The sequence below is a fragment of the Hymenobacter edaphi genome (assembly GCF_003258365.1).
Taxonomy (GTDB): Bacteria; Bacteroidota; Bacteroidia; order Cytophagales; family Hymenobacteraceae; genus Solirubrum; species Solirubrum edaphi.
The window spans coordinates 332073-344688 of sequence record NZ_QHKM01000003.1 but is presented as its reverse complement, the minus strand read 5'-3'; the positions used below and the strand labels follow the sequence as shown (position 1 = coordinate 344688).

At 65.5% G+C, this 12616-nt stretch carries 10 protein-coding genes and 1 riboswitch; of the genes, 1 reads left to right on the top strand and 9 read right to left on the bottom strand.

The window, feature by feature from the left end; translation table 11 throughout:
• Positions 1-80: 80 nt before the first annotated feature.
• A complete protein-coding gene (locus DLM85_RS11890; protein ID WP_111478323.1) occupies positions 81-707 on the top strand; it encodes a NifU family protein in 627 nt (208 codons plus the stop codon).
• Positions 708-1031: 324 nt separating this feature from the next.
• Here DLM85_RS11890 and DLM85_RS11885 read toward each other — a convergent pair whose 3' ends face one another.
• The 9 genes from DLM85_RS11885 to DLM85_RS11840 all read right to left on the bottom strand — a co-directional run bounded on the left by DLM85_RS11885 (position 1032) and on the right by DLM85_RS11840 (position 12373).
• On the bottom strand, positions 1032-1946 hold the full coding sequence (locus DLM85_RS11885; RefSeq protein WP_243635937.1) for a DUF5777 family beta-barrel protein: 915 nt from the start codon (positions 1944-1946) through the stop codon (positions 1032-1034).
• 38 nt (positions 1947-1984) lie between these two features.
• Positions 1985-2584, bottom strand: a complete 600-nt coding sequence (locus tag DLM85_RS11880; protein ID WP_111478322.1) for a YceI family protein — start codon at positions 2582-2584, stop codon at positions 1985-1987.
• A gap of 22 nt (positions 2585-2606) precedes the next feature.
• The gene (locus tag DLM85_RS11875) at positions 2607-3008 is read right to left on the bottom strand and encodes a c-type cytochrome (protein WP_133257026.1); all 402 of its coding nucleotides are present in this window, start codon (positions 3006-3008) and stop codon (positions 2607-2609) included.
• A gap of 53 nt (positions 3009-3061) precedes the next feature.
• Entirely contained in the window at positions 3062-4759 is a 1698-nt protein-coding gene (locus DLM85_RS25070) for a hypothetical protein (RefSeq protein ID WP_133257025.1), read from the bottom strand.
• On the bottom strand, positions 4734-5342 hold the full coding sequence (locus DLM85_RS11860; protein ID WP_243635936.1) for an RNA polymerase sigma factor: 609 nt from the start codon (positions 5340-5342) through the stop codon (positions 4734-4736). The genes DLM85_RS25070 and DLM85_RS11860 overlap by 26 nt, the downstream gene beginning before the upstream one ends.
• A gap of 441 nt (positions 5343-5783) precedes the next feature.
• Complete coding sequence (gene secDF / locus DLM85_RS11855) at positions 5784-8795, bottom strand: protein translocase subunit SecDF (protein WP_111478318.1); 3012 nt, start codon at positions 8793-8795, stop codon at positions 5784-5786.
• A 167-nt stretch (positions 8796-8962) separates the two neighbouring features.
• Positions 8963-9331: a hypothetical protein gene (locus tag DLM85_RS11850; protein WP_111478317.1), complete on the bottom strand. Its 369-nt coding sequence runs from the start codon at positions 9329-9331 to the stop codon at positions 8963-8965.
• 179 nt (positions 9332-9510) lie between these two features.
• Positions 9511-9831: a hypothetical protein gene (locus DLM85_RS11845; protein ID WP_133257024.1), complete on the bottom strand. Its 321-nt coding sequence runs from the start codon at positions 9829-9831 to the stop codon at positions 9511-9513.
• Between the two features lie 34 nt (positions 9832-9865).
• Entirely contained in the window at positions 9866-12373 is a 2508-nt protein-coding gene (locus tag DLM85_RS11840) for a TonB-dependent receptor (protein WP_243635935.1), read from the bottom strand.
• A 59-nt stretch (positions 12374-12432) separates the two neighbouring features.
• Positions 12433-12536: riboswitch (TPP riboswitch) on the bottom strand.
• Positions 12537-12616 lie beyond the last annotated feature (80 nt).

Below are 12616 nucleotides of genomic sequence, written 5' to 3'. Positions count from 1 at the left end.
AGCGGGGCGTGGTTGCGGTTATACACCAGTTCCGCTTCCCTGCGGCCTTCCCTTCGTCTCTAAGCAGCACAGTCTCAACCATGAATACTACCGCCCCCGCCGGCTCGGTGTCCATCTACGCCGAAGCCTCCCCGAACCCCGAGTCGATGAAATTCGTGCTCAACACCCAGCTGCTCAGCGACGGGGTGAGCGTGGATTACCCCGACCCCGCTGCCGCCGCCAACTCGCCGCTGGCCCAGGAGCTGTTCAAGTTCGATTACGTGAGCCGGGTGTTCCTGGCCCAGAACTTCGTGACGGTGACCAAAAGCTCGGACCTGACCTGGACGCACCTGATTCCGGAGCTGCGCACCTTCCTGAAGTCCTACGTGGAGTCGGGCGGGCCCATCTTCCTCGTCGATCCGGTGGCGGGCCAGCGCGCCGCCCAGCAGGAAGCCGCCGGGGCCGCCGGCTCGGCCGAAGACCAGGCCACGGCCCAGAAAATCATCGACCTGCTCGACAACTACGTGCGCCCCGCCGTGGAGCAGGACGGGGGCAACATCACCTTCAAGAGCTACAACGACGGCATCGTGACGGTGAATCTGCAGGGTTCCTGCTCGGGCTGCCCCTCGGCCACCGTCACCCTGAAATCGGGCATCGAAAACCTGCTCAAGCGCATGGTGCCCGAAGTAAAGGAAGTGGTGGCTGAAGGCATCACGGCTTCTTTCTAACCCCCGAAGTCCGGCGGATTTCGCCGATGCTTCGGGCGGCCCCCGCTCCGCCGTACCAGACCCAGGAAAGCCCGGCCAGTTGGCCGGGCTTTCCTGCTTCATGGGGAAGCTCCGTTACGCACGGCGCGGCCGCGTCGTGCGTCCGGACGTCCGCCCGCCTCCTCCATTGGCGGCCGGACACCCGAAACGGAGCTTCCCGTCTGGAAAACTGTAGCGCGAACCGTCAGCTGAGCTGGCTGGCCCGCGTAAGGGCGGCACGGCCGACACTCGGATTACAAACCGGGCTGCCCTCCGCGAGCCAGTGGTTCGCGCCACAGGGTGAGGTTACGGTTTGCGGTGGTTCAGCCCGAAGGAGCGGCTGATGTTGAAGCCGAAGAAAATGTCGCCCTCGAAGAAGTTGCCGGTGGTACGCGGAATGAACAGCGGGTCGACCATGCCCTGGGCGTTGGTGAAGTGCAGCTGAAACACGTGCCCGCCGGTTTCGATGTCGAAGCCCACGGCCAGTGGGTTGCGCGCCTGCTGCGCGGTGGCCTCCGACAGCACGTAGTAGTACTCGGCCGTGAGGGCAATGCGCTTGGTGAGCTTCTGCCGCACGGCCCCGCCCACGGCGTACACGTCGTTGTCGTCGCCGGGCTGGGGCACCAGGTTACGGTGTACCAGCGTGGGCATCAGCTGGGCCGAGAGGCCGGGGCTGAACTTGCGCGCCAGCAGCGCCTGGTAGCTGTAGGCCATGCGCGCGGCCGTGCTGCGGTCGGCCCCCACGGGAAACTTCAGCGTGGTGATGGTGCTGGTGGCCAGCAAGGTGAGCGTGACGGGCACGGCGCGGGGGCCCGAGTGCTGCCGCAGCGCCTTGTACTTCACGAAGCCGTCGAAGGTCTTGTCCAGGGAGCTGCGCCCGAGGCCCACGGCCAGCCGGTCGTTCAGCCCGTATTCCAGCCCGAGCCGGATGGTGGCCTGGTCGAGCCCGAAGAAGTTGTAGGCGCCGCTGTTGAGCTGCCCGAAGCGGTGCCCGATCAGAAACTGCAGGGAGCCGCTGGCCGGCGTTTCCACCGACTGCCCGTTGACGATGCGCGTGCCCTTGAAGGTAGCGGTGGCGAAGTCGGGCTTGGTCTGGGTAGTGGCTTGCTGCTCCAGCTGCTGCAGCAGGTCGTCCTGGGCGGCGGCCGTCAGGTGCAGGCCCAGCAGCAGGGTCCCGCTCAGCGCAAGCCGCCGCAGCGGCGTGGGGTAAAGAGTAAGCATACGGACGGAGGAGGGAGTGAAAAAGGCAGGCGAGGTTATCAGGGGCGGGTCGGCGGCGCGGCCTGCTGCTGCGACACGGGCGGGGCCAGCTGCGGGCTGCACACGGCGTACACCGTAATGTCCACGGACTTGGCAATGTGCTCCTTGATCAGGCTCGGAATGTCAATCTTGTAGTCGGCCGGGGCCACGGAGAATTTGGCTTTGGCCACCAGCTGCTTGTCGATAAACTCCAGCGTGCCCGGCACCCGCACGCGGCGCTTCACGCCGTGAATGGTCAGGTCGCCCTCCACTTCCACCGGCACCACGCCCGCGGTGGGCAGGCCGCCGTCCGGAATGCCCAGTAGCCGCCCGCTGAAGGTGGCGCGCGGGTACTTCTCCGACTCCACGAAGTTCTCGTTGAAGTGCGCCTGCATCAGCCCGTCGGGAAACGCAAAGTCCTTCATCGTCGCCACGAAGGCCAGCTGCTGGCTGAGCAGGTCGATGGCGGCCGTGACCTGGGTGTTCTTCGCCGAAATGTCTTCCAGCGGCGCATCGGAGAAGAAGTCGATGCTGGCCGAGCGCGTGGTGTAGCGTTGCTGGGCCGAAAGGGGCGCGGCCAGCAGCAGGGCGGCAGCCAGCAGGGAGAAGAGGCGTTTCATGGTGGGGAGCGGTAGGGTAGACTTAGTTATCGGGCATGCCGGCGCGCACCCAGATCTTGACTTTGTTGATGTCGCAGGGGGCGAGCATGGGCCCGCCGTCGGGCATGGCCGGGTAGCCGGGCTTGTGCTGAATCACGCCCAGCAGCTGGCCGGTGCGGCCCAGCGTCTGCACGTCGTGGTGGGCCGTGACGACCACCCCGCTCTCGGCGCGGGTGGGCCCGTGGCAGCGCTGGCAGTGCTGGGCCAGCAGCGGGGCAATGGTGCCGCGGTAGGTGACGCTGACGGTGTCGCAGGTGAGCTGCTCGCTGGCAAACAGCTCCTGCTCGTTCTGGTAGGCGCAGCTGCTCAGGCCCAGTCCGGCGCCGGCGGCCAGGGCCAGCCGCACCGCCACCCCCGCCACGCGGGGCATATGCCGTGAAAACATGGTGTGAAGGAATGTAGCCCGGACCAACGGCCCGCGCCCGGTGGAATGAGGAGTTACAAGCCGTATTTGAGGCCGAAAAACACGCCGCCGCTGCTCAGGCGCACCTTGCCCGCCCCTACCCCGCCCAGGGGCATCTTCAGGTAGGGCTCGGCCTGCACCGACCAGCGCGGCGAGAGTTGGCGCTCCAGCCCGGCCGAGAGGTTCACCACGCTGAACGGGTGCTTGGAGCCTTTCCGGACCTGCCGGGTGTAGGTGTAAGCGGTGCCGGAGTAGATGTAGCGGTACTGCTCATCGCGCATCAGCAGCGACGACAGCCCCGCCCCGACAAAGGCCCGGTACCGCACGCCCTGCCACGCCTCGTAGCGCAGGTTGACGGGAATATCGGTGATGCGACAGGTGGCGTCAATGTACTCGATGGGGTACAGCGGGGGGCGCGCCGGGGCGTAGTCTTTGCTGGAGGCGCGGTAGTATTTCATCGAGCTGAGCAGGCCCACGGTCAGGCGCAGCCGCGGCCGCAGCAGGTACTCCACCTGCAGGCCCGCGCTGTGGCCCGGCCGCTCGAAGCCGGCGCGGCGCACGGTGCTCAGCTCCGGGGCGTAGAGCCCGGTGATGAAGAGGCGACTAGGCACAAACGGCCGCGGACGCCGCCGTACGATGCTGCCGCTGGGCAGCTCCGTGGGCAGCTCCCCGGCTGCTTGCAGCTGCAACGGGGTCGTCAGCGGCAGCAGAGCGGCGGTGTCGTCGGCCACCTCCCCGGCGGCCGTGGTACCGGTAGCGGTGCCATCCGTAGCGGCGCCCGGGGCAGCCAGCGTTGTCGGTTCGCTGGTCGGCGGCAAAGCTCCTTCGTGGTTACTGCCGCTAAGTGCCAGCGGCGGCGCGCCCGCCGAAGCCGTAGTGGCTTGCCCGCCGTTGTGCCCGGGGCCGCGGTTGCTACGGTCGCCGGCAATGCTCCCCGTGCCAGTTTCCCCGACAGCCAACCCCGAACCTTCAGTCAGCGGGGCACCCGTGGCCTGAGTGGTGCTGCCCGGCCACCGAGCATTCCTTTCACGGCGGGCAGCGCTGGGCACCAAGGCCTGCCGGCCCGCGGTACCCGCGGCTAGTAGCGCCGCGTTCGGTTCTGCTTGGTGCCGGCGGCGGCTGTGCCGCGGGCCGGTTGATCTGCCAGAGGCCTCGCCGGCGTCCGTTGCCGCGCCCGGCTCCGCGGCGGTCAGGCCCACTGCGGGCAGCGGTACGCGGCGCGTTTTGCGGCGCGAGGCCGGCCCGGCAGCCAGGTTGACGGGGGCTGATACCGCCCCGGTGGCGGCGCTGGCAAGCAGCGGTTCGGGCACCGCATTTCCAACCTCGGCCGATTCAGCGGACGAGGAAGATGCTGAGGCGGCGTTTGCGGGGGCGGCATGTGTCGCGGCGGCCGTTTTGTGCGCCGCGCCGGATACTGCTCCGCCCCGACTCCGCACCGCTGCAGCCCCTCCGGGGGCGGCCGGGCTGGCCGCGGCCGCGTTCGTGGCCGGTGCGGCTGCCGCCGGCAGGTATTCGCGGTAGCCGCCCCAGAGCAGCAGCAGCACCGCCACAATGCCGATTTCGGCCGCGAACAGGCGGGCTACCTTGCGGTTGACCAGCCGCTGCACGCGGGCCTCGTCCAGTTGCTGCTCCATGCGCGCCCACGCTCCCAGGTTCAGCTCCTCGGGGTAGCGCTCGGCGCCCTGCCGAAACAGCGCGTCGAGTTCCTCATCCGATAGATCCGGCGTATGCATGGTGGCGGTTTTTAAAGAGCAAGGTTTTCAGGTGGGCCCGGGCCTTGGAGAGATTGGACTTGGAAGCACCCACCGAAATGCCCAGCTGGCTGGCAATTTCCTCGTGGGTGTAGCCGTCGATGACGTAGAGGTTGAACACGGCCCGGTAGCCGGGGGTGAGCTGGCCGACCAGCTCAATGATTTCGTCGTAGCTCAGCGCGTCGAGGGCGGTGTAGTGGTCGTCGGCGTACTGCAGGGCCGGCGTGTCGTCGATGGATTGTTGCAGGCGGTGCTTGCCGCTGGCCCGGTACTGGTCGATGGCGGTGTGAATCATGATGCGCTTCAGCCACCCCCGGAACGTGCTGGTCAGCTGGTCGTACTTCGTCGTGTCGAAGCGGGCCACGTCGCGGAACACCTTCATAAACCCGTCGTTGACGGCTTCCATGGCTTCGTCGCGGGTGCGGGCGTAGCGCAGGCAGATGCCCATGGCGTAGCTGTAGTACAGCATATAGAGCCGGCGCTGGCTGCCGCGGTCGGCCCGCTGGCAGCCGCCAAGCAGGCCAAGCAGCAAATCGGGGTCGTGGTCGGGCTGAGCGGAGGACACGGCGGGGAGGAAGTTTACATCAGGCAACTCGCGGGGCAGCGCCCAAACGGTTGCTTGATAGTTGCTAAAATTCCGTGAAATGATGTACCTACATGAAATTCAGGCACAAAGCTTTTCATCGCGTGTTCTGAAAGCAAGAAAGCAGTGAAAAACAGCCGACTAGGCTGTACCTGCGCATGGGAAGCAACCTTCATAGTTAAAGAAAATATTAGCTAGTGTCAATATTTTATTAAGGGTTTTAATCTGGGGCTCGGAGGGCCAAAAGCAAAGCGGCGCGGCCCGTCAAGACCGGGCCGCACCCTTGTTCCCTGTTGACCATCGGCCCTCGCTGAAGCTGGCCAGCCGGATAAAAAAAGTGGTGCCCCGGCATTAGCCGGGGCACCACTACAATCGTCCACGACAGCCGTGGAATCCGCAATAATCCGTCTAAATCCGTGGTCCTTATTGCAGGGCCGTCGACAGCTTGGGGGCGGCGGCATCGGTCGGGGCGCCGGGCTCCGAGCCTTTGGCCTTGCCGGCCGAGGTGTCGAGGATAAGCGGGGCGGCAATGAACAGCGAGGAGTACGTCCCGATGATCATCCCGACAATCATGGCGAAGGAGAACGAGCGCAGCGTCTCGCCGCCGAAGAAGAAGAGCACCGTCACGACCATCAGGATGGTGGTGGCGGTAATCATCGTGCGGGAGAAGGTGCTGTTCAGGGCCGGGTTCACCACCTGCGCGAAGGTCAGGCTGGGGTTTTCCTTGAGGTACTCGCGGATCCGGTCGTAGATAACCACGGTGTCGTTCATCGAGTAACCGATTACCGTGAGCACAGCGGCCACGAATACCTGGTCGATTTCCAGGTTCATGCCCAGGGCCCGGGCAATCGGGTAGCAGGCAATTACGAACAAGGCATCGTGGAACAGCGCCACCACGGCGGCCATCGAGTACTGCCACTTCTCGAAGCGGAAAAGCACGTACACGAAGATGGCCAACAGGGTCAGGCCCAGGCTCAGCACCGAGGTCTTCTTGATGTCGTCGGCAATGGTAGCGCCCACTTTCGAGGTGCTCTGCACCACCGGCGCAGACGAGGCGTACTGCTGCAGGCCGCGGTCGAGGGCGGCGCGCACTTTCTGGTCGGCGGCCACGCTTTCGTCATCGGCCAGGTAGCCGGTGGTGATGCGCAGGCGGTCGGGCGAGCCGTAGGTTTTCACTTCGGTGCCGGCGTCCTGGAACACCTCGTGCAGGTGCTCCCGCACGTCGGAAGCCACCATTTCCTTGTTGAAGTCCACCACGTAGGCGCGGCCCCCGCGGAAGTCCACGCCCAGGTTCGGGCCGCCCTGAATAAACATCAGGATAAAGCCAATCACGATGATCGACGACGAGAGGGCGTAGGCCAGGTAGCGCTTGCCCACAATGTCGAAGTTCACGTTCTGGAACAGGTTGCGCGAGAGGAAGGTCGAGAAGGTGATGCGGGTCGTTTCCTTGCCCTTGATCAGCCACTCGATGATGAGGCGCGACACGAAGAAGGCCGAGAGGAACGAGGTAAACACGCCGATGCCCAGCGTCACGGCGAAGTTCTGCACCGGACCCGTGCCGAAGAAGCCCAGGATGATGGCAATAATCAGCGTGGTGACGTTGGTGTCGAAGATGGCCGTGAAGGCGCGCGAGTAGCCCTTGTTGATGGCGTCCTTGTGCGAGAGGCCGTGGTTGAGCTCTTCGCGAATCCGCTCGAAGATCAGCACGTTGGCGTCAACCGAGGTAGCAATAACCAGGATCATACCGGCAATGCCGGGCAGCGTGAGGGCCGTGCTGAACTGGGCCAGTACGCCCAGGATCAGGAACATGTTGAAGAGCAGCACGGCATCGGCTACCAGACCGGCGCGGCCGTAGTAGAAGGCCATAAACAGCATGATGACGCCCAGACCAGCCAGCGAGGAGTACAGGCCCTGGTTGATGGCTTCCTGACCGAGCGAAGGACCCACTACGGCTTCTTCCACGATGCGCGTGGGAGCCGGCAGCGTACCCGACTTCAGCTTGGTGGCCAGGTCTTGTGCTTCTTCGATGGAGAAGGAGCCCGAGATGCTGGAGTTGCCCCCGGCAATTTCGCCGTTGACGCGCGGGGCCGACTGCACCTGGTCGTCGAGCACGATGGCCACCTGGCGGCCGGCGTTGGCACCGGTCAGCTTCTGCCACTTCTTGGCGCCCGAGGGGTTCATCTGCATCGATACCTCCGGCTGGCCGCTCTGGTCGTAGTCCTGGCGGGCATCGGTTACCACTTCGCCGCCGATGGGGGCCTGCCCGTCGCGCGACTTGCGGATGGGGTAGATGGTCAGCATTTCCTCCTTGCCCACTACGTCGGGCTTGAAGCTCCACAGGAAGGTCAGGTTCGGGGGCAGCGCGGCGCGTACTTCGGGCGAGGCCAGCAGCTTGTTCACGCGGGCGGTGTCGCGCAGGCGGGCACCCAGGGTGCCGGGGCCCACGGCCGTCAGGTAGCGGAACAGGCCCTGGCCCTGCTGGGCGGCGGCGCTGGTGTCCTTGGCGGCGGCTTTGGCGTCCTTGTTTTTGTTGGCCAGCTGGCCGGCCAGCGAGGTGGTGTCGGCGGCAGCGGTAGCGGCCGTGGCGGAGGTGTCGCCGGGAATGGCGGCAGCCGGGGTAGCGGTGCCGGCTTTAGCGGCTTTTTCCTGGGCAATAACCAGCTCGTTGGCCTGGGTCAGGAACGGGCCGATTTCGTCGATGTTCCATACTTCCCAGAACTCCAGCTTGGCCTGGCTTTGCAGCAGCTTGCGGATACGGTCGGGGTTGTCCACGCCGGGCATTTCCACCTGGATGCGGCCCGTGCCCTTCACGCGCTGAATGTTGGGCTGGTTCACGCCGAACTTGTCGACGCGGGTACGCAGGATGGTGAAGGCGCGGGTAATGGCCTCTTCCACTTCCTGGTCGATGGTGCGCAGCACTTTCTCGTCGGTGGTGCCGGCGTCGATGTTGCGGCTGCGGTTGGTGGTGTTGGCGAAGATGCGGGCCAGCCGGTCGCCGGGGGCCACTTCGCGCCAGGCCTGACCAAACAGGGCCGTAAACGAGGTGCTCGGGTTCTGCTTTTGCAGCTGCTGGGCGCGGCTCAGGGCCTGGTTGAACTTGGCATCCTTGGAGTTGCCGGCCATGGCCCGCACAATCTCCACCGGCGACACTTCCAGCGTCACGTGCATGCCGCCCTTCAGGTCGAGGCCGAGGCCCAGCTCCGAGGCGCGCACGTCGCGGTAGGTGTAATCGGCGCCGAGCACGCTGGTGACGGGCGCGCGCCATACCGAGTCGAGGTAGCGCTGGCGCTGGGGTTGGTTGACTTCACCGTTGTGGGTGGCGTAGCGCACGGCATCGGCCTGCACGCGCCGCGAGACGAACGTGAAGTAGAGGAAGTAGACGCACAACGCCGACACGATAAGCGTCAGCGCAATGACTATACCTTTATTACGCATGAAAAAAGGGGTAAATGAATTGCGGGGGTTGGGGTGCGGCCGTTGAAATTCAGCGGCGGCGGCGGCTTTGCGCCGCCTCTTCGGCTAAGGCAAGTCCCGTAGACTTGCTCCCGTTCACCGGCCATCCGTTCGGGCTTTGCCCAAAGCCGGGGCCGGCGCGCGGCCCCTTAGGGCGCGTGCGGCGACAGCGCCGCTTCCAGCAGGCGCGTGCGGAACCAGTCGGGGACGGCCGAGGGCCGTACGGCGGGCGCGGTGGCCCGGAACCAGGCAATTCGGGTAACGGCCACGGGGGCCGCGGGCTCCCAGGCTTCGGCGGCGGGCTGCAGCCAGGGGCCGAGCTGGCTGGTGGCTTCCAGCATCACCTTCTGCTTCACCACCGTGCCCTTGGGCGCGCCCGTCACCCGCACCGGCGCGCCCGCCTTGGCCGCGACGCGGAAGGTGGCTACGGCCTGGTTGTTCAGCCCCACGACCAGCAGCAGGGTAGCGGCCAGCAGGGTGAAGCGCAGACGGGGCAATATGGTGGTGAGAAACAGCACGATGCGAAGCGGGGGCTACAAATATAGTTAATCCTGCTGCTCGGGGAAAGGGATATTGCCTTTGACTGGGGCCGGAATTGGATGTTGACCGGCCGGATAACACCCAAAACGAAAGCCCGGCGCGTCAGACCGACGCGCCGGGCTTGGAACAAAGCAGCGGAGCTCAGCGCGGGCTTTGGTTACGCATCATAGATGGCGTAATGCAGCACACGTTCCGCTTTTGCCAGAGGACCGCTGCCTTTTGCTCCTTCGAGCAACTCGGCAGCCAGGTTTGCCTCCAACATGTAGCGGTACTGAACTCCATCCTTTTGAAACTCCAGCAGGTCGTCCGTTTCAGCGGCCTCGAACAGCCTTACTTCCGACTCCAGATTCAGCGAGTTTTCCATGTAAATGGCCACTTCTCCATCTTCCAGCGCTTCTTCACTGATGCCCAGCATCTGGCACAGGGCTCTGAGCCGGGACGGTGAGGCAAGATAATCGGCAAGTTCGGGGAGTTTCATGGGAGGGATAGTTTGCTTAAAGCTAACGACCTGCTCAGAACTTCACCCCCACCGAGGCCAGGAAGTTGCGCGGGGCCTGCGGGAAGTACCAGTTGAAGCTTTGCAGGCGGCCGTCGGCGCCGGGGTAGGCGTAGGTGTAGCCGTTGGCCGCGTACCGGCGGTTCAGCACGTTATTGACCAGCAGCCCCAGCTCGATTTCCTTTACGAATGACGGACGGAAGCTGTAGCGGACTCGGAAGTCGACCACCTTATAGGCCGCGAGGCGCCGCTCGGCGCTGGCCGTGTTGTCGAGGTACTGCTCGCTGACGGCCTTGCCCAGCAGCGCGAGGCGCAGGCCCTTCAGCGGCTGGCCCTCGAGGGTGGTGGCGCCGACAAAACTGGGCGAGTAGGAAATGGTAGTGGTGCGGGCCACGTCGCCGGGCAGGCTGTCGTTCCGGTAGTTCAGGATGCGGTTGCGGCTCAGCGTGCCATTGGCACTCACGCTCAGGCGGTCGGCAAACAGGGCTACCCGGCCACTCAGCTCCACGCCGGTGCGGTAGCTGCGGGCCACGTTGGTGCGCAGCGCCGTACCCACGTCGTTGAGCTGCCCGGTGGCCACCAGCTGATTGCGGTAGTCCATGCGAAAGTAGTTGGCCTCGAGGCGCACGGCCTGGCGCAGGCCGAACAGGAAGGGCACATCGGGCCAGCTAGCCCGGTAGCCGCCCTCGAAATCCTGAAGCTTCTCCGGCTTGGCGCCGACGTCGCCGGCGGGGCGGTCGGTGAAGTCGGCGCGCACCGGCTCGCGCTGCCCGATGGCGTAGCTGGCGTAGAGCTGCTGGCCCTCGGCCAGGGCGAAGGTGACGCCCGCCTTGGGGTTGAAGAAGGTGTAGTCTACGTGGGTGCTCACGTCCACTACGCCCTTCACGGCCCGGGGCGAGTTGGGCTCGTGCTCCACCCCGTCGATGTTGTAGCGGATGTGGCGCACCTGCGCGTCGCCGTACACGCCCAGGCGCGGCAGCAGCTGCCAGGTGGCGCGGGCGTAAGCGTTGTAGTCGGTCTTGGTGGCGTCGTTGAAGTAGTAGCGCTGGCGGATGCTGCCGCTGGAAGCGTACTGGGCCCAGATGATTTCGCCGTAGTGGTCGTTGAGGAAGCGGTTCCAGGCTCCGCCCACGGTGGCCTGCAGCCGGTCATTGGCGCGGGGCTGGTAGTTCAGGGCGAAGGTGCCGCCATAGAAGTAGTTGTCCAGCCACTTGCGGTCCACCAGGTCGGTGCGCGTAATCGATTGAGCACCCACCACCACGTTGGGCAGGCCGTAGTTGACGAATTTGCGGCCGGCTCGGTAGCTTTCGTAGTAGCCGAAGCCGCGCGTGAGGTGGGCCGTGGCGGCCAGGTTCCAGTTCGCGCCGAGCCCCTGCGCCAGGTGCAGCTGGTAGTGGTTTTGCTGGTAGTTGTCGGTCTGGTTGTCGTAGGTGTAGTAGCTGAAGCGGCGGCCTTCGCGCAGGGCCCGCTCGGCCTCGGCTTCCGACAGCTCGAAGTTATCGACGTACTGCTGCTTCAGCGTCTGGCTGCCGGTCAGGGCAAACTCGGGCACGCCGTTCCATGCCTGGTAGGTTTTTTCGCGGCCCGAGAAGGTGATGAACTTCAGCAGCGTGTTCTTCTGCTGATAGCCGGCCGCCAGGTAGTACGACTTCAGGTCCGACGAGGCGCGGTTCATGTACCCGTCGGAAGCCACGCGCGAGAGGCGGCCGTCGAAGGTGAAGTACTTACCCACCAGCCCGGAGCCGAACTGCACGGTGTTTTTCCAGGTGCTGAAGGAACCGTAGGAGTTCTGCGTCTCGGCGTAGGCTTCGCGGCGGTTGTCGAGGGTGCTGATGTTGATGCTGGCCCCGAAGGCCGCGCCGCCGTTCTGGCTGGTGCCCACTCCGCGCTGAATCTGCAGGCTGCTGACGGAGGAAGCCAGATCGGGCACGTTGACCAGAAAGGAGCCCCGCGACTCGGCATCGTTCAGCGGCACCCCGTTGATGGTCATGTTGATGCCCGTGTTGCTGGTGCCGCGGATGCGGATGTCGGTGTAGCCCACGCCCGCCCCCGCGTCGGAGGTGACGACCACCGAGGGCGTCTGGTCGAGCAGGTAGGGCAGGTCCTGGCCGAAGTTGCGCTTGGCCAGGTCTTCCCGGCTCACGTTGGTGTAGGCCGTGCCGGTGCGGTCGTTGGCGCGCTGGGCCGTTACCAGCGCCTCGCCGATCAGTACGCGGCCGGGCTGCAACGCCAGGCTCAGCTGCTGGGCGCCGGGCTGGCCCTGCACCGAGCGCGTGGCCGCGTCGTAGCCCACGAAGGTGATACGCAGCTCGTGCGCCCCGGCCGCCACGGCCGGCACTTGAAACGCCCCGCTGGCGTCGGTAGCGCCCACGGGGGCGCCGTCGAGCAGGATGATGGCCCCGGGCAGGCCCTGCTGGGTGCGGCCGTCGGTGACGGTGCCGCTGACGGGGCCCTGGGCCCACGCCGCGCCGACGGGCAGGCACGCTAGCAGCGCTGCCCCCGGCAGATTCAACAACTTAAACAAGGTGTGAATGGAAAAAAATGGAACGAAGCCATACCCCAGGGGTCGGAGTCATGGTTTGCTCGCTCGCGGACCGTTTGTTCCCTTCGTCGGTATTAGCCGCATCAGGTTCAATGGGTATTATCTCAGCCTTGCTGCGTACGGCAAAGCACCCCTAAACGCGCCGCAAAGGTAGGCGCGGGCGCGGATTGCCGCAACCCTCGGCGGCAACATCCCGGGCGGCGGGGTCGATGCGACGGGCGTTTT